This is a genomic window from Caldimonas sp., from assembly GCF_046291045.1.
Lineage (GTDB): Bacteria > Pseudomonadota > Gammaproteobacteria > Burkholderiales > Burkholderiaceae_C > Caldimonas.
In genome coordinates this window covers 1-16,609 of the sequence record NZ_JBKBSL010000013.1, presented here as the reverse complement: position 1 = coordinate 16,609, position 16,609 = coordinate 1, and the positions used below count along the sequence as shown (strand labels likewise).

Below are 16,609 nucleotides of genomic sequence, written 5' to 3'. Positions count from 1 at the left end.
CTGTTACTGTTGGTTTCGTCGGCCAAGGTGGATCGAGCGCAGCTCGACGTGGCCGTAGTCGCGCATCTTCCAGCGCCCTCCCCAGGTCAGGCCCACCGATTCGGCGATTTCTCCGTAAAGACGGTAGCCTTCCAGGGCCCAGGGATCCTGCTCGGAGATCACCAGCACGCCGTCGCGCAGGAAGGCGCTATCGGCCGCCAGACCATGCTGGTGGTAGCTTGCGCCGGGGCCGGCCTGGGTGACGTGAGGGCCCAGGGCCAGCAACTCGGCCTGTCGTTGCGGGTTCCGGTATCCCTCGATCAGCACCATCTCATAGCCATGGCGCTCACGCATCAGTCGATAGACGAGCAGCAGACGCTGACGGAAATCTTCGTCGAGAAGGGACCAGTCACGGCTGGCATCGGTGAGTCGGGGGCGGACCGCCTCGACCTCTGCGGTGGCGAACACCTCGGGGGGCAAAGGGGGTGGGGGAGCCAGTTTCTCGCCTTGTAGCAGCCAGGCGACCTGATCGTTCCTTGCGGTTCCGTGGGACACGCCGAAGTCCGCCACGCGGCGGCCGTCATGCAGCCACCACGCCAGCATCGGGGGGGCGCTCAGCAGGGCAACCACCCCCAGCGCGTACGGCCAATGCTTGCGCGCCAGGGCGATCGCAGCCGATGGAGCACGCCGCGGCGCGCCAGATGTACTGCCGAACCGCCCCTTTAGCGTCAGGCCCCGACGCTGACCCGCTGGCCCATGGCGACGACGACGTTCCCATGAGACGGGGCCACCGCGCAGTTCTGGCAGGGCCCACCAACTCAAGAGCACGCTGGCGGCGATCACGCAAACAATGATCCAGCCCATCGCTTCCTCATGATGTAACGAGGCATTTCAAGACGCCACAGATCACGTCGGTCTTTCTAGAATCGGCCGCGCGCGATCCCGGCTCGACGACCGATGGATGGCCACAGGGAGGAATCATGTACAAGCGCCCATCGCACACACCGGAGCATGAGGCCATGCCCAGCCTCTTGGCGTCCCCCGAAGCTTCGTTCGAGACCTCGGGCGCTGCGGCCGAAGGCGAAGCGGGCATCCTGGCGGTGGTGGGCCAAGGCCACGCCCGCGGGCGCTCGCCGGTGGCAAGGCACTTGCGCGTCGGGGCGGTTGCCACAGCGCTGCTGCTGGGCGCGCTGGCGTGGTGGTGGGCCTGGCCGCTGCGGGCGGGCAGTGCGGTTGCCCATGAGCAGGTCGCGTCGGTCCATGGCAACTCGCCGCAGCTTGTCACGGCCCGTCCGACGCCCTCGTCGGCGCAGACCCCTGTGCCAGCCACCGTTGCGCCCGCACCCTCTGCGGCGCGGATCGAGCTTGCCGAAGAGCCTGTTGCACAGCAGCTTCGTGTCGAGGCGCAGGCACCGGGGGCGACACCTGGGCTTGACGAGCCTTCGTCGGCTGCCCAACAGTCGATCCCGGGGGGCCGGCGCGAAACGCTGCGGGCCGGGCGCGGGGTGGGAGAATCCGTCCGGCGTCCTGCGGCTGCGGCGCGCACCGCCGACCCTGACGTGGAGGTGATCGAGGTGCTGATGTCGCGAGCCGCGCCGGAGCCGTCGGTGCCGCGCCCAGCGGCAACTGGACGGCGTCTCGCGTCGCCGGATCCGGATCGTGACGTGGTGCTGGTGCAAGCAGGTGTCCCCACGGCCGAGCTGGTACGGCGTTGTCTGGCGCTGGGCTGGCTGGAAGGGCAGCTGTGCCGTGCGCGTGTCTGTGCAGCTCGGCACGACGATGAGGCGGCCTGTCCGCGCCAGGCCACGGCCTTGGGCAGCCCCTGAGTCGTCACGGCAGCGTGATCGTCAAGTGGGCGGCCTGCGGCGGCAACTGGATGAGTTGCTGATAGGCCGCTAGATCGGCTTGAGTGGCCCGGTCGAGCATGGCGCGAAGCCCGGTGAACGCCAGCAATCCCAGGCAGACGAAGCCGGCAGCCAGCATCCAGGGTGGGACCACCGTGTGCAGCACGTGATGCACGCGGTCGGGCGGCGCCCAATGGGGGGCGAATCCCACCTTGCGCCCCTTCAGATGGGAGATCTCGTCGCTCAGCCTGGCCGTGAGGTAACCCAGCTTCTCCTGGCCTTCGAGCAGGTACTTGCCCTGGAAGCCCAGCAGAAGGCACAGGTGGAACACCTCCAGCGCGGCCAGGCGGGCAGCGCCTTGCTGACGCAAGCGTTCGAGATGGATGAAAAAGTTTTCCCCGGCAAGCTGGTCACCGAAGAACTGCAGTTGTAAAGGCTGTCGTTCCCAGTCCTCGCGCAACTTGAGGCCCGAAGTCAAGATGGTTTCGTCGACCAAGGCGCAGAAGGCGTACTTTGCGAGGTGCACGTCTTCCGCGCTGGCATCGAGCTGGACCGAATTGCGTTCGAACTCGGCCAAAAACTCGCGCAGCCTTTCCCGAAAAGACGCGGCGTCGGTCGGCCCATGCCGGTTCTTCAGCAGGAAGATCATGTAGAACCCCTCGTAGAGCAGATCCACGAGCTTGCCGGTGGATGCCGGTGAGGCTGGCAACGGCGAGGGCGCCGGCGAGGGCATCAGTTCCGTGTCGGCGAAGAGGGAAGGGGCCTGAGTGGTCATGGGTTCACGGCAATCAATTCGAGACGCAGATCTGGCCAGCCCTGAGGGGTGTAGAGGGCGATGGCCTGGGCTTGCAGCATGCGTTCATAGAGTGGGCCGCGCGCCTCCAACGAGAAGTAGTGCATGCCCGGGCGAATGGGCACGGCGGCTGGCACTTGCTGGGCATGCACGAGCCGGACGCCGGGCATGGCCGACAGGACCAGCTTTTCCACATCGTCGGGTGCCCCGATCTTCAGGCGCAGCGGCGCCGTTTCGATGAGTTCGGAGCCCGGAAGTCCCGCCGACAGCCCGACAAAGAATGCGGTCGAGGCCTGGATCTGCTCACTGTCCAGGCGGCCGACGTGGAAGGACGGTTTGCTTTCGTGCAAGGCGATGGCGAAGTAGCGAGTCGAGATCACGGCTTCGAGCAGCTCGCGCACGATGTGGTCCATCTTGGCGAAGCAGTCGCTCGGTTCATGATGGTCGTAGGCGGGCAGATCGGCCAGCGTGAAGGACTTGGAGAAGGTCATCAGGCCGCCAGCGAGCTGGAGCAGTCCCTGGTAGAGACGCTCGGGATGCAGCCCGGGGTGGCGCGCGAGGTGGGACAAAAAAGCATGGGCCGCACTGACCGTGTGAAGCAACCAGAACGAGGCCACGTCTCCCGATCGGAACTCGACGACGTTCTTAGAAGGCTCGCGATGCAAACCGATGAGCGCATCGGCCTTGGCCTGCAGCGCATCGAGCAGCCGGCGCAGCAGCGACTGCAAAGGGGGAGCAGACTCGATCGCCAACGACGGAGGAATGTAGCGCCGATCCACCTCGAAGCCGCCCGTCCCTTTACGTCGCAGGCGCAACAGCGGCAGGCTCACGGTGTCTTCGCGCAGATCGTGACTGCCTCGCAGGCGTGCCGCCTTTCGCAGGATCACCACCTCGGCTGGGACGGCATCCGTGAACCAGTCACCGGCTTGCGCATCGCAGTCCTGCCGGTACCGCAGCTCGACGCCCGTGTCTTCTTCGAGTCGGGCATGGTTGCTGCCCATTCGGCGCATCGGAGCGACACACAGGTGAAACGTGAACTCCGACTGTTGCAGGTCGAGCTCGTTCAGCGACAGGGCCGGTGGAAGCAGATCGTCTCGGGGTGCATCGTAGAGATCCCCATCAGGCAACACGGCCCGAAGTTCCAGCAGCTGGAGTAGGCCGGATTGCAAGGCATCTTCGTCGATGCGCAAATGCTTCACACCCCAGGCATAAGGGTGCAACATCCGCGCGACCTGCGCCAGCCGCCATTCGTGATAGGCGTCTTGCCGTTGGAAGTGCTGGGGCCTCAGGAACAGGCCCTCGCCCCAGAGGATTTTGGAGGATGGTGTCACGTCGTTGGGTTCTGGTTTGAAAGAGTCATCCGCGAGGACAGCGCGCGGGCGAAAGCGGGGTCGAGGCTGGCGGCGCCCCCGAACCGACGGGAACACCGATCGCGACGCTGACGCTGCAGGCATGCAGGCCGAGCGACAGGCCTGTCTTGGCCGCAGGGGCGGTTTCGAAGGCCAGGCGCCAGCCATGCGTGGATGGTCGGTGAAACAGCGCCACGATACCGAGGTGAGTCGCGTCGGGCGGGATCATCTCGCGCCACTCGCGGTGCTGACCCGGCAGCATCTGCACGTCACGGGCTTCGATCAGCTCTTCTCCCAGCAGCTCGCGTTCGCGTTCTGGCGAGGTGAATGCGTCGTGCGGAGCGGACAGAAACGCCTGGACACCCTTGAGCTTGTATACGCGAGCCACCAGCGACAGCGAACGGCCCTGGTCATCCACGTTCAGCGATTCGCTCGCCTGCAGCCGCAGGTCGATGCGCATGGGGCGGGCTGTGATCGGTGGTGAAGGCTCCTTCGGCGCCAGGCCGACCAGGCGCAGCGCGCCGCTCGTGATCGCGCTGGCCGCGTCAACCGCCTTGCCGGCACTCGCGCAACCGACGACGCTCACCAAGGCTCCGAGGGTCAGAAGACGAGTGAGCAAGCTGAACGCCGGCAGTGCGCGGTGCCACATGGCTTTCTTCCCTGAGACGGTGCTTGTTGTGATGAAAAGCGGCCGTAGTCTAGGCAAGACTGCCGTGTGCGCATTCACCTGTTCAGGGGGATAAGGTGACTTCCTGTTTCAATGGGTAAGTCTGTGTAACGATTGCCTCGAAGGCCTAGCTTCGGACCCCCGAGCTGCGTTTTAATCCGCAGCCATTCAGCGGCACAAGAGCGCGACACTTGCACCCGCGTGCAGGGAAGGCGCCTGTCGCAACGATCAGCAACAACAGGTGAGGGGTCTTCTCGATGGACCAAAAAGCGATCAGAAAGGCGCTGTCGCGTGTCTGCTCGGCTGCAGTGGCGGCGGTTTTGACTGGCTGTGCCGGTCTTCCCCAGACCGATGACAAGCTGCCTCGGATTGACCTGCAACAGGCACTGTCTCAGGCTCGCTCCGCCCAGGAAGCTGGTGATGTCGCCAAGGCGGGATCGCTGCTCGAGCAGGCGGCCCGTGCACATCCCGGCGCGAAGGAGCCCTGGCTTCAACAGGCTCAGATGCATCTGGAAGCGCGGCGCTATGGCCAGGCGATCGTGGCGGCGCAGGAAGTGCTTCAGCGCGATGTGAGCGACGTGACGGCCCATAGCATCATGGCGGTGGCTGGCTTGCGAGCCTCCGCAGTGGCCCTGGGTCACCTGCGCCAAGGCAATGCGGTGCAAGGCAGCACCCGCGAGGAAGCCCAGACACTGACACAGACCATCCGCGAGGCTATCGGCGAGCCCGTGATCGTGGCACCGGAGCCTGTGGAGACAACACCGGCCGCGCGCCCTGCGGGGCCGATCCGCCGCAGGGAGGCTCATCCGGCAGCGGCCTCTGTGAGGCCTGCCCGAACGTCCGACTCCTCCGTTGTCAAGCCGGCGGCGACGACCGGATCGCGCAATCCTTTCAGCGCTCTGCAGTGAGCGCCCCACTTCCCCTCCGCAGGAAATCCCATGGCCAAGAAAGACAGTGTGCAAAAGCGCCTTGAGAAGGTGCGTCCGCCCCGGGTGCAGTTGACCTACGACGTCGAGATCGGCGATGCCATCGAACAGAAGGAGCTGCCGTTCGTGGTAGGGGTTCTGGGCGACTTTGTCGGCAAACCCTCTGCCGAGACGCCGCCGCCGCGGTTGAAGGATCGCAAGTTCGTGAACATCGATCTCGACAACTTCGATGCAGTCATGGCGGGCATGGCTCCCCAGGCCTCGTTTCGGGTGCGTAACCTCCTCAGCGAGGAAGGCGGCGAGTTTGCCGTCAATCTCCAATTCAACCAGATCGACGATTTCCGCCCCGAAGCGGTGGTCCAGCAAATCGAGCCACTGCGCCGACTGCTCGAGGCTCGAACCCGTTTGGCCGACCTGCGCAACAAGCTGGCGGGCAACGAGAAGTTGGAGGATCTACTGGACGAAGTGCTGCGCAACACCGAGCAGCTTGAACGGCTCGGCCAGGAAGCCCAGCCTACGAAGGAGTGATGACATGAGTGCCCAAGCCCTGGCGCAAGCGCCACAAGCGGAACTGACATCCGATTCTCTGCTCGACCGCATCGTCGAGCAGAGCCGGGTGGCCAAGTCGCCGACCGAGCATCAGCGCGCACGCGACATCATTTCCGAGCTGGTGCGCGAAGTCCTGCAGGGGACGGTGGTTCTCTCCGAGAATCTGTCGGCGACCCTCGACGCGCGGGTGGCAGAGATCGATCAGCTGATTTCCGCTCAGTTGAGCGAGGTGATGCATGCCCCGGAGTTCCAACGGCTCGAAGCGTCCTGGCGTGGTCTGCACTATCTGTGCAAGCACACCTCGACAGGGGCGATGATGAAGATCAAGGTCATGCACGCCACAAAGAAGGAGCTCGTGCGTGACTTCAACACCGCCATCGACTTCGACCAGAGCACCCTGTTCAAGAAGGTTTACGAAGAAGAGTTCGGAACCTTTGGGGGTGCGCCGTTCGGAGCCCTGATCGGTGACTATGAGATCGGTCGCCAGCCCGAGGACATGTACTTCATCGAACAGATGTCCCATGTGGCAGCGGCGGCCCACGCGCCGTTCATCTCGTCGGCCTCGCCGGAGCTGTTTGGACTGGAAGAGTTTACCGACCTGGGCAAACCGCGCGACCTGGCCAAGGTATTCGATACCGTCGAGTACGCCAAATGGAAATCCTTCCGAGATTCGGAAGACTCCCGCTATGTCGGCCTCACGCTGCCGCGCTTTCTCGGAAGATTGCCCTACAACCCGAAGGACGGTACGACGGTCGAGGGGTTCAACTTCGTCGAATCGGTCGATGGCAGTCATCACAACCGCTATCTTTGGGTCAACACCGCCTATGCATTTGCAGCTCGTTTGACGGCTGCCTTCGAAAGCTATGGCTGGTGTGCAGCGATTCGTGGCGTGGAAGGTGGTGGCCTCGTCGAGGATCTGCCGACGCACACCTTCAAAACCGACGACGGGGAGATCGCACTGAAGTGCCCGACGGAGATTTCGATCACCGACCGCCGGGAGAAAGAGCTCAGCGATCTGGGCTTCATCCCCTTGGTGCACTGCAAGCACACCGACTACGCGGCGTTTTTCGGTGCGCAGTCGGTGCAGAAGCCGCGCAAGTATGACCTGGATGCCGCCAATGCGAATGCGGTGCTGTCTGCCCAGCTTCAGTACATGTTCGCGGTGTGCCGGATCGCACACTACATGAAAGCGATGATGCGCGACAAGATCGGCAGTTTTGCATCGGCCTCTAACGTGGAGGATTACCTCAACCGCTGGATCTCACAGTACGTCACGTCCGACGACGCCGCATCGCAGGAAACGAAGGCGCAGTTCCCGTTGAGGGAGGCCTCGGTACAGGTCTCTGAAGTTCCCGGCCGTCCGGGTGTTTACAGGGCGGTCTCCTTTGTTCGTCCGCATTTCCAGCTGGACGAACTTTCCGTGTCCTTGCGTCTCGTGGCAGAACTGCCGCAAGGCGGCAAGGGTTGATTCTCAACGCTCCAACCGTTTCAGTGGAGGAATCTTTCATGGCGAAGGACATTTACGTCGAGTTCAAGGGAAGCGACATCAAAGGCGATTCCCGAGACACGAAACACAAGGACACCGTCGAGGTCTACACCTGGAGCCACGTGGTGCGTCAGCCCAAGTCGGCGACCGCATCCACTGCAGGGGGCCACACGGCAGAACGCTGTGAACATGGTGAGATGATCTTCACCAAAGATATCGATGGCGCCACCCCCAAGCTGCTTCAAGCTTGTTCGGCGGGTACCATCATCAGCGACGTGGTGGTCTATTTCTACCGCGCTCATGGCGGTAAGAACAATGTTGGCAGTCCGTCTGGCACGCAGAGCCGTCACCAGTACCTGAAGATCGAGCTGAAGAACGTCATCGTCTCGTCGGTCGCTCCGACGGTGAATGGTGAGGGCGTTCCCTCCGAAACCTTCACCTTGAAGTACTCGGCGGTGCGCTGGACCTACGACGAGCTCAATATCACGGGCGACAAGTCGGGCAAGGTCAACATCACTGGCGCCTGGGATCTTGCCAAGAACGTTCCCAACTTCAGCTGATTTCAGAACGCTCCCGTACACGAGAAAGGCGGCTTGGTTCCGCCTTTCTTTCTGAGGTTCGGTGCTCCCACTTACCCCGGCATGCAGCGCTTCCGCCCTTCACTCCTGGACTGCCTGTTCGACGATGGAGCCGGCATGGCCAGCTCCCACGCCTTGCCTCAGATGTCGTTGGAGCAGGTCAAGGATTGTGTCGCGCGCGATCTCGAAGCTCTGCTCAATACCCGTTGCGCGCTGGCCGAGCAAGACTTCGCGGGTTGGCCCATGAGCGCCCGCTCCGTGCTTTCATATGGCATGGTGGACTTCAGCAGTCTGAGTCTGGCCAGCCCGGAAGATCGTCAACGCATCTGTCAGTCCATCGAACGGGCCATCGGGGTTCATGAGCCGAGGCTTAGCGCGGTGCAAGTGATCCTTGAGTCTGGGGGAGCAGCTGCACAGAAACTGCATTTCTCCATCCGGGCTTGGCTGCTCGTGGAGCGCTGCAAGGAGCCTGTGAGCTTCGATGCCGTGGTCAACCAGGCGACACAACACTATCGTGTGCGCTGTGCAGGTGCAGATCGATCCTGGGCAGTTTGAAGATGGAAGACCTGCTGCCTTACTACGAGCGGGAACTGGGTTTCCTTCGCAACCAGTCGCGGGAGTTCGCTCAGCGATATCCAAAAATCGCGTCCCGTCTCCAGCTGAGCGGAGAGTCTTCCGAGGATCCTCACGTGGAGCGGCTGATCGAGTCGTTCGCGTTTCTCGCAGCGCGTATCCACAAGCGCGTCGAAGACGACTTCCCCCTATTCACAGAGTCTTTGCTGGAGGTGCTCTATCCGCACTACCTCCGGCCGTTTCCGTCTTGTTCGGTCGCTCAGTTCCACCTGGGGCCTGCAGCCGCCCAGCTCAACGACATCGTTCGAGTATCTCGTGGTGAACTGTTGCGCAGCCGCCCGCTGCGCGGCGTGGCATGCCAGTTCCGAACGGTCTACGACGTCGAACTGGCACCGATGCGACTGGCCCGCGTGAACTTCCGGATGGCGCCACCGCCTTTGCCGGGCGGCAGATGGCCCGATGGCACGGCGGCGGTCGTCTCGATTCATCTCGAAGCTCTCTCGCCCCAGTTTTCGTTGGCCTCCTGGGCAGGGAAGTCGCTGCGGGTGTATCTCGATGGCGAACCTTCGTTGGTCAGCGTTTTGCGCGAGGCTCTGTGCGCCAAATCTCTCGGCGTGATCGTGGAGCCTGGTGACGGCCGTCGTGCATCGACACTGCTGAGCGAGCGGCCCAGCCTCGTGGGTTTCGAGGATCACGAATCGATCATCGAGCATGATGCTCGATCCCACGCTGCCTACCGGTTGCTCACCGAGTATTTTGCCTTTCCGGAGAAGTTCAATTTCGTGGATCTGCCTGTCCCGCAGGCTTTGCGGGGGGCAGGTCCGGACGCCGTGTTCAACGGTAACAGGGTGGTTCTTCACGTGCCCCTGACGGGCATCCGCAGCGATTCGGATGCAGCCCGGCTTTTGGAAGACCTCGACGAGCACCATCTCCGTCTCGGTTGCACGCCGGTGGTCAACCTGTTTCGAACGCCTGCCGACCCCATCCGCGTCACGCATGCCCGTACGCTGTATCCGGTGGTGGTGGATGCCCGTCGTGCGTACGCGCATGAGGTGTACGCCATTCGCCGGGTGTGGTGTGTGCGTCAATCCCCGCAAGGCGAGTCGACGCAGGAGTTCAGGCCTTTTTACTCATTGCGCCATGACGACCTGCTGCGCGATGACGAGCGCACCCAGCCGCAGGCCTGCTATTGGTACACCCAGCGTGACGAGCGGATGGCTCTTCACAGCCCTGGATATGAACTGGAACTGGGGTTCGTCGATGCGGACTTCCAACCAGGCCAGGCGATCAACGAGACCTTGTCACTCGAAGTGCTCGCCACCAACCGCGATCTGCCCACCCAACTGGCCATCGGGCAGCCGGGAGGAGACCTCTTCATCGAAGGTGGCAGCGTGGCGCAAGAGATTCGCCTGCTTCGCCGTCCGACATCTAGTTTGAGATTCGCGCGTGGACAAGGGGCCCTGTGGCGGCTCATCTCGCACTTGTCGCTCAATCATCTGTCCCTCAGCCAAGGGGGCATCGACGCGTTCAAGGAGATGCTGCGGCTGTACGACCTGCCGAGAAGCGCGTCCAACCAACGCCAGATCGATGGGTTGGTCGCCGTGGAGTACCGCCCCACCGTTGCCTGGCTGCCCGGTCAACCGTATGCCACGTTCGTGCGCGGGACGGAGATCTGTCTGACGGTGGACGAGTCCAGCTTCGTCGGGGTAGGTCTGCACTTGTTCGCCGAGGTGCTCAACCGCTTTGCCGGCCTGTACACGCATCTCAACAGCTTTACACGGCTGCGGCTGGTGTCAGCCCGCACCGGGGAAGAACTCGTGTCATGCTCTCCTCGCAGCGGCGCTCAATCCCTCGTGTGATCGACCGGCTGCTGGCCGATCCGCATCGCTACGAGTTCTTTCAGGCCGTGCGCCTGCTGTCTCGCTGGCTGTCGGTGCGCGACGGCCAGGGCGAGCACGACATCCTGGCGCAGCGCCTGCGCTTTCGCAGTTCCCTGTCGCTGAGCTTTCCCGCCAGTGAGGTCGAGGATCTGCAGGTCGTGCGCACGGGGACGCAGGAGCCGGACTGCGCCAACGCTGAACGATTCGAGATCACTCCAGCGTTCATGGGCTTGCTTGGGGTGCATGGCACCTTGCCGCTGCACTACACCGAAACCCTCGTGCAACGGGAACTCCTCGGGCGCGACGGCGCAGCGCGCGCCTTCTTGGAGATTTTCAACCACCGCGCCGTGGCCCTGTTCTACCTGGCCTGGAAGAAGCATCGATTGGCGCTGGCGTACGAATCGGACCGGGTGCAGGGCTTCTTACCGCTGGTGCTGTCTCTGGCCGGGCTGGGCCAGGAGGCCTTGCGCAATCGCTTGCTGGAACGACCGGGCGCAGGGCTGCATGACGAGTCGATTGCTCACTATGCCGGGACCTTGCAGCGTCGGCAGGTGTCGGCGTCGCAGCTTGAGGCTTGGGTCGGCGCGCATTTCGGTGTCTCCGCCCGCATCGAGTCGTTCGTCGGCCGCTGGGTTCGGTTGCCCCCATCGGCCCTTAGCGTGCTGGGGCGCAGCGGTGCGGTGCTCGGACGCAGCGCGGTGGTCGGGGAGCGCATTTGGCAACGAGACTTGCGGGTGCGATTGCGCCTGGGACCGCTGGACCGTGAGCGCTACTCCCACTTCCTGCCGGGGGCTGCAGGCGCGCACGCCCTGCAAAGTCTGCTGAAGTTGGTCTACGGCGTATCCCTGGAGTTCGAAATCCGCCTGTGTCTGCGTCGGCAGGATGTGCTCCCTACCGCCTTGCACTCCCAAGCCGGAGGTGTCGGTGCACGGCTTGGCTGGAGCACCTTTCTGTGCAGCAGGCCGGTGAGGCACGACCGCGACGACCTGGCCTACGACATGCTGTCTGCGGCGTGAACGTTCAATCCTATGGGTATCGACCATGTCTGCATCCCTCAAGACCCTGATCACCAAACTCAACGACCTCACGCGGCAGGCGGCCGAGAGAGCCGCCAACCTGTGCATGGCCCGAGGCCATCATGAGGTGGACGTCGAGCACTTCCTGCTGGCCTTGCTCGATGAGCCGCGCAGCGATTTGAGTCTGCTGTGTGCCCGCTGCGAGGTTTCACCGACCGGGCTACGTCGTGACCTCGAGGCGGCGCTCAATAAGCTGCCGGGAGGCAACACGCGCACGCCCGTCTTCTCACAGCGGGTGCCGCAATGGCTCGAGCACGCCTGGCTGATCGCCTCGCTGGACAGCCAGGTGACGCGGGTGCGCAGCGCCCATTTGCTGCTGGCCCTGCTCGCGGACCCCGGCTTGAGGCAGATCGCAGCCCAAGCCTCGTCGGCTCTGCTGCGCTTCCCCGTGGAGGACTTGAAGCACCGCCTCGACACCCTGACCTCAGGTTCTGCCGAGGCGACTGGCGTGGCCATGGCTCCCGCAACTCCGTCGCCAGCGATCGAATCTTCTGCGACGCCCGGCGGCACGCCAGCGCTGGACCGCTACACGGTCAACCTCACTCAGCGCGCTCGCGAAGGACACATCGATCCCGTCATCGGTCGTGAAGCCGAGATCCGGCAGGTCATCGACATTTTGCTGAGACGACGTCAGAACAACCCCATCCTCACCGGCGAGGCCGGGGTGGGCAAGACAGCCGTCGTCGAAGGACTGGCCTTGCGCATTGCCTGCGGCGATGTGCCTGGGGCCTTGCAGGGGGTGGCCTTGCATGTCCTCGATCTTGGCCTGCTGCAGGCCGGAGCGTCGGTCAAGGGAGAGTTCGAGAACCGTCTCCAACAGGTCATCGACGAGGTCAGGCGAAGCCCTCAGCCGATCGTCCTCTTCATCGACGAGGCCCACACCCTGATCGGCGCCGGAGGTCAGCCGGGTCAGAACGATGCGGCCAACCTGCTCAAGCCGGCATTGGCCCGTGGGGAGCTGCGCACGGTGGCGGCCACCACCTGGAGCGAGTACAAGAAGTACTTCGAAAAAGATGCGGCCTTGGCGCGACGCTTCCAGGTGGTCAAGGTCGAAGAACCCTCCGAGGCCGTGGCCACGGACATGCTGCGCGCGATGGTCCCTCTGATGGAGCGACACTTTGGCGTGCGCATTTGCGACGACGCCGTGGCCGAGGCCGTGCGCCTGTCCCATCGCTACATCACGGCCCGTCAGCTGCCCGACAAGGCTGTGGGCGTGCTCGACACCGCCTGCGCCCGCGTGGCCCTGGGCCGCAACGCCACGCCGGCCGTGATCGAGGAGGCGCGGCGCAGGCTCGGCGCTCTCGAGATCGAGCGCGAGGCTCTGCGTAAGGAGGCGGCCAGCGGCACGGACCACCGTATTCGCCTCCACGAACTCGAGGCCCAGTCCCAGGCCGTCCGAACCCGCCTGGATGCCGACCTGGCCCGCTGGGAGCAAGAGAAAGCGCTGGCCGCCGAGATCGACGAATTGCGCAGGCGCTTGGAGCAAGGTGGCGACGAGCAAGCCCCTTCCGATTCAGCCGCCGCGGTGCATGCCGAACCTCCATCACAGCCTGCCAAAGCGCGCAGGAAGGCCGAGCCATTGCGCCTGACCCCCTGGCAAGCCGCATTGCAGGCGAAGTTGGCGGAACTGGCGGCCATCCAGGGGGAATGCCCCTTGGTTCCTGTGCATGTCGATGCCCAGGTCGTTGCCCATGTCGTGTCGGACTGGACGGGCATCCCCTTGGGACGCATGGTCAAGGATGACATCCAGGCCGTACTGCAGCTGCACGACGCGCTGCAGGCACGTGTCATCGGCCAGCCGCATGCCCTGGCGGCCGTGGCACAGCGTGTGTGCACCGCCCGGGCCGGGCTGGAAGACCCGAACAAGCCTCAGGGCGTCTTTCTCTTCGTAGGCCCCAGTGGCGTGGGCAAGACCGAGACCGCGTTGGCTCTGGCCGAGACTCTCTACGGCGGGGAACGCAGCCTCATCACCATCAACATGAGCGAGTATCAGGAGGCCCATAGCGTTTCGGGCCTGAAGGGCTCTCCGCCGGGCTATGTGGGCTATGGCGAAGGCGGGGTGCTCACCGAGGCGGTACGCCGCAAACCTTACAGCGTCGTGCTGCTCGACGAGGTGGAGAAGGCTCACCCCGATGTCCTGGAGCTGTTCTTCCAGGTCTTCGACAAAGGGGTGATGGAAGACGCCGAGGGACGCGAGATCGATTTCCGCAACACCCTGATCATTCTCACGTCCAACGTGGGATCGTCCACCTTGATGCAGGCGTGCCTGAACAAAAGCAAGGATGACCTGCCCCCTCCAGAGGCCCTGGAGGAGATGCTGAGGCCCTCCCTTTACAAAGCCTTCAAGCCGGCTTTTCTGGGGAGGCTCAAGGTGGTGCCTTTCTACCCGCTGTCCGACGACGTGCTCGAGCGTGTCATCCGGCTCAAGCTCGATCGCATCGTTGAACGCTTCAAGGCCCGTCACGGTGCCAGCTTCGAGTACGACGACGATCTCGTCGAGGCCGTGTTGAGCCGTTGCACCGAAGTCGATACCGGTGCTCGCAAGGTCGATCACCTCCTCGGGGGCAGCCTGCTGCCCGAACTGGCGCAGATGGTGCTGGCGCGCCTGGCCGAGGGGCAGCCCGTCGTCCGGGTCAAGGCCACCGTGGGCAAAGAGGGTCAATTCAAGTACCGCATGACCTGACAACGGGTCGCGCATGCAGACGGAGGGAAGCGATGACCAACCTGTCCGACCTGGCCCAGGTGGCGCAAGCTGCGCAGGCGGGTTTCAGCCAGCACGATCGGCTGCTGCGCCTGCACACGCCGCTCGGTCCGGACGTGCTGCTGGCCGAGCAGGCGACGATCACGGAAAGCATCGGCCCGTGCGAGGGTGTCGTGGGCTTTCGCATCGAACTGACGGCCGTGAGCGCGAGCGCCTCGCTGGCGCAGCGCGAACTCCTCGGCCGGCCGGTGCGGCTGGACCTGCTCACCGCGGCCAGCCGCACCGAGCCCCGCCCCTTCCACGGCCACGTGACCCATGCCAGCCTGCTCGGCTCGGACGGCGGCTTTGTCCGCCATGCGCTGGTCATCGAACCTTGGCTGAGCCTTCTGGCTCACCGCGTGGACAGCCGCTGCTTTCAGGGCTTGAGCGTCAAAGGCATCGTCGAGCGGGTGTTCGAGCGTTACCAAGGGCTGGGCGAATTGATGCCCGCGTGGCGCTGGGCCCTGGCCGACGAGCAACAGTATCCCGAGCGCTCGCTGTGCATCCAGTACCAAGAAAGCGACCTCGACTTCGTGACCCGGCTGCTGCGAGAAGAAGGGCTGTTCTGGTGGTTTGAGCATCAGGCCGAGGCGAACGACAGCCTTGGGCGGCACACCTTGGTCATTGCCGATCACAATGGCGCCTTGACCCCCGCCCGGCCTGAGCAGGTGCGCTACACCCAGACGCTGGCCAGCGTGAGCGAAGAGGGCCTGCAGCATTGGGTACAGACGCGACGCACGCACGTGGCGCAGGTCAGTCTGGCCAGTTGGGACTACCGCAGCGTGGGCTTGCGCCCAGTCCACGCCCGAGCCGACGACGCCTGCGCATCCTCTGACACCCACTGGGCCGACGTGCCCGGACTGTACGCCTACGAAGACAGCACCCAAGGCCAACGGCTGGCCCAACGCTGGCTCGAAGCCGTGTCCTCGCGCTCGCATCTGGAGCAAGGGCGTGGCAGCGTGCGGCATTTGCACGCCGGAGGACACTTCGTTCTGGCCGGACACCCCAGGCATGCCCAGGGGCCTGCCGAGGCCGCCCGCTACGCCGTGCTGCGCGTGGTGCATCGTGCGCGCAACAACCTGCGCGCCCACGCGCGCGCGCAAGTGGATGTGCAGCAGGGTCGTGCGCTGGCCGACGCGGGGCAGTACGACAACGACATCGTGGCCTTGCCGCTGAGCCACCCCGTGCGCGCGGCGGTGCTCGACGACATCGAAGGCAAGGTGCTGCTGCAGCCGCGCCCCACCATCGTGGGGGCCCAGACCGCCGTGGTCGTGGCCGAGGGCGAGGCGCCGGTGCACACCGACCGCGACCACCGCATCAAGATTCAGTTCCACTGGCAGCGCGGCAGCCGCTGCAGCCACCGGCTCGACAGCGACGACGGCCGCGACGACGCGCCGTGCAGCGATGCCAGCGGCACCTGGGTGCGGGTGGCCGAGTCCTGGGCGGGCGACAACTGGGGCACGAATTTTCTGCCGCGACGGGGGCAGGAAGTGGTGGTGCAGTTCCTCGATGGCGACATCGACCGGCCGGTGGTGGTGGGCGCGGTCTACAACGGCCGCGGAAGTGAAGATGCCCAGGGCAACCAGGTGGGGGCGGGGGCGGCCGGCGCCACGGGCAATGCGCCGGCGTGGTTTCCCGGCAGCGCGGCGCCTGCGGCGGCTGGCGTAGACGCTCCAGTCCACGAAGGCCACCAGCATGCGGCCGTGCTGTCGGGCTACAAGAGCCAGGAGCTCGTTCACAGCCAAGACGGCAGCGGCGGCTACAACCAGCTCGTCTTCGATGACAGCGCGGGCCAAGGGCGCATCGAACTGAGCAGCACCAACGCGCACAGCCAGCTGCAGCTGGGGCACCTGCTGCACCAGCGCGACAACGAGCGGCTGCAGCCGCGGGGCCATGGGGCGCAGTTGCGCACCCAGGCCTGGGGGGCTGTGCGCGCGGGCTGCGGCCTGCTGCTCAGTGCGCATGCCCGGCCGGGCGGCTCCACCGGGGCGACGCCCCAGCTCGACACCCGAGAAGCCCTGGCCCAGCTGGAGCGTGGCGGGCAACTACAGCGCGCCGTGGCGCACAGCGCGCACGAGCATCAGGCCCACACCCAGGCGCAGGCAGCGCCCGATCGGCTGGTCAATCACCAGGCATGGCAAGCCGCGCTGCAAGAGCTGCGGGCCACCG

At 64.7% G+C, this 16,609-nt stretch carries 14 protein-coding genes; 10 read left to right on the top strand and 4 right to left on the bottom strand.

The window, feature by feature from the left end:
* Positions 1 to 3: 3 nt before the first annotated feature.
* Entirely contained in the window at positions 4 to 843 is an 840-nt protein-coding gene (locus ACK4ZD_RS06560; protein ID WP_409659829.1) for a M15 family metallopeptidase, read from the bottom strand.
* Positions 844 to 998: 155 nt separating this feature from the next.
* Between ACK4ZD_RS06560 and ACK4ZD_RS06555 the strand changes: the two genes are divergently transcribed.
* Positions 999 to 1,805, top strand: a complete 807-nt coding sequence (locus tag ACK4ZD_RS06555; RefSeq protein ID WP_409659827.1) for a hypothetical protein — start codon at positions 999 to 1,001, stop codon at positions 1,803 to 1,805.
* A 4-nt stretch (positions 1,806 to 1,809) separates the two neighbouring features.
* On the opposite strand, the gene icmH is transcribed toward ACK4ZD_RS06555, so the two are convergent.
* From icmH to tssJ, 3 genes are read right to left on the bottom strand one after another with little or no spacing between them, the layout of a single operon-like run.
* Positions 1,810 to 2,598 carry a type IVB secretion system protein IcmH/DotU gene (gene icmH / locus ACK4ZD_RS06550; RefSeq protein ID WP_409659825.1) on the bottom strand — a complete coding sequence of 263 codons (789 nt, stop codon included), beginning with the start codon at positions 2,596 to 2,598 and terminating at the stop codon, positions 1,810 to 1,812.
* Complete coding sequence (gene tssK, locus ACK4ZD_RS06545; protein ID WP_409659823.1) at positions 2,595 to 3,947, bottom strand: type VI secretion system baseplate subunit TssK; 1,353 nt, start codon at positions 3,945 to 3,947, stop codon at positions 2,595 to 2,597. Before tssK ends, icmH begins: the two co-directional genes overlap by 4 nt.
* A gap of 25 nt (positions 3,948 to 3,972) precedes the next feature.
* Positions 3,973 to 4,614: a type VI secretion system lipoprotein TssJ gene (tssJ, locus tag ACK4ZD_RS06540; protein WP_409659821.1), complete on the bottom strand. Its 642-nt coding sequence runs from the start codon at positions 4,612 to 4,614 to the stop codon at positions 3,973 to 3,975.
* 275 nt (positions 4,615 to 4,889) lie between these two features.
* Between tssJ and ACK4ZD_RS06535 the strand changes: the two genes are divergently transcribed.
* The 9 genes from ACK4ZD_RS06535 to ACK4ZD_RS06495 form a co-directional block, all read left to right on the top strand.
* The gene (locus tag ACK4ZD_RS06535) at positions 4,890 to 5,540 is read left to right on the top strand and encodes a hypothetical protein (RefSeq protein WP_409659819.1); all 651 of its coding nucleotides are present in this window, start codon (positions 4,890 to 4,892) and stop codon (positions 5,538 to 5,540) included.
* A gap of 30 nt (positions 5,541 to 5,570) precedes the next feature.
* Positions 5,571 to 6,086, top strand: coding sequence for a type VI secretion system contractile sheath small subunit (gene tssB / locus ACK4ZD_RS06530; RefSeq protein ID WP_409659817.1), 516 nt, complete (start codon positions 5,571 to 5,573; stop codon positions 6,084 to 6,086).
* A 4-nt stretch (positions 6,087 to 6,090) separates the two neighbouring features.
* Positions 6,091 to 7,575, top strand: a complete 1,485-nt coding sequence (gene tssC / locus ACK4ZD_RS06525; RefSeq protein WP_409659815.1) for a type VI secretion system contractile sheath large subunit — start codon at positions 6,091 to 6,093, stop codon at positions 7,573 to 7,575.
* Between the two features lie 38 nt (positions 7,576 to 7,613).
* On the top strand, positions 7,614 to 8,153 hold the full coding sequence (locus tag ACK4ZD_RS06520; protein ID WP_409659814.1) for an Hcp family type VI secretion system effector: 540 nt from the start codon (positions 7,614 to 7,616) through the stop codon (positions 8,151 to 8,153).
* Positions 8,154 to 8,234: 81 nt separating this feature from the next.
* Positions 8,235 to 8,726: a type VI secretion system baseplate subunit TssE gene (tssE, locus tag ACK4ZD_RS06515; protein ID WP_409659812.1), complete on the top strand. Its 492-nt coding sequence runs from the start codon at positions 8,235 to 8,237 to the stop codon at positions 8,724 to 8,726.
* A 2-nt stretch (positions 8,727 to 8,728) separates the two neighbouring features.
* Positions 8,729 to 10,603, top strand: a complete 1,875-nt coding sequence (tssF, locus tag ACK4ZD_RS06510; protein ID WP_409659810.1) for a type VI secretion system baseplate subunit TssF — start codon at positions 8,729 to 8,731, stop codon at positions 10,601 to 10,603.
* A complete protein-coding gene (gene tssG / locus ACK4ZD_RS06505; RefSeq protein WP_409659809.1) occupies positions 10,567 to 11,640 on the top strand; it encodes a type VI secretion system baseplate subunit TssG in 1,074 nt (357 codons plus the stop codon). The genes tssF and tssG overlap by 37 nt, the downstream gene beginning before the upstream one ends.
* A gap of 25 nt (positions 11,641 to 11,665) precedes the next feature.
* The gene (gene tssH / locus ACK4ZD_RS06500; protein ID WP_409659807.1) at positions 11,666 to 14,383 is read left to right on the top strand and encodes a type VI secretion system ATPase TssH; all 2,718 of its coding nucleotides are present in this window, start codon (positions 11,666 to 11,668) and stop codon (positions 14,381 to 14,383) included.
* A 32-nt stretch (positions 14,384 to 14,415) separates the two neighbouring features.
* Positions 14,416 to 16,609 (top strand): type VI secretion system Vgr family protein (locus tag ACK4ZD_RS06495; RefSeq protein WP_409659805.1); only part of this gene is annotated, 2,194 nt, incomplete at its 3' end.

Excerpts from the sequence above, each read along its gene's own strand:
- tssH (WP_409659807.1), top strand. The coding sequence starts at position 11,666 with ATGTCTGCATCCCTCAAGACCCTGATCACCAAACTCAACGACCTCACG.
- icmH (WP_409659825.1), bottom strand. The coding sequence starts at position 2,598 with ATGACCACTCAGGCCCCTTCCCTCTTCGCCGACACGGAACTGATGCCC.
- tssC (WP_409659815.1), top strand. The coding sequence starts at position 6,091 with ATGAGTGCCCAAGCCCTGGCGCAAGCGCCACAAGCGGAACTGACATCC.
- ACK4ZD_RS06560 (WP_409659829.1), bottom strand. The coding sequence starts at position 843 with ATGGGCTGGATCATTGTTTGCGTGATCGCCGCCAGCGTGCTCTTGAGT.
- ACK4ZD_RS06535 (WP_409659819.1), top strand. The coding sequence starts at position 4,890 with ATGGACCAAAAAGCGATCAGAAAGGCGCTGTCGCGTGTCTGCTCGGCT.
- tssJ (WP_409659821.1), bottom strand. The coding sequence starts at position 4,614 with ATGTGGCACCGCGCACTGCCGGCGTTCAGCTTGCTCACTCGTCTTCTG.
- ACK4ZD_RS06555 (WP_409659827.1), top strand. The coding sequence starts at position 999 with ATGCCCAGCCTCTTGGCGTCCCCCGAAGCTTCGTTCGAGACCTCGGGC.
- tssB (WP_409659817.1), top strand. The coding sequence starts at position 5,571 with ATGGCCAAGAAAGACAGTGTGCAAAAGCGCCTTGAGAAGGTGCGTCCG.
- tssG (WP_409659809.1), top strand. The coding sequence starts at position 10,567 with ATGCTCTCCTCGCAGCGGCGCTCAATCCCTCGTGTGATCGACCGGCTG.
- tssE (WP_409659812.1), top strand. The coding sequence starts at position 8,235 with ATGCAGCGCTTCCGCCCTTCACTCCTGGACTGCCTGTTCGACGATGGA.
- tssF (WP_409659810.1), top strand. The coding sequence starts at position 8,729 with ATGGAAGACCTGCTGCCTTACTACGAGCGGGAACTGGGTTTCCTTCGC.
- ACK4ZD_RS06520 (WP_409659814.1), top strand. The coding sequence starts at position 7,614 with ATGGCGAAGGACATTTACGTCGAGTTCAAGGGAAGCGACATCAAAGGC.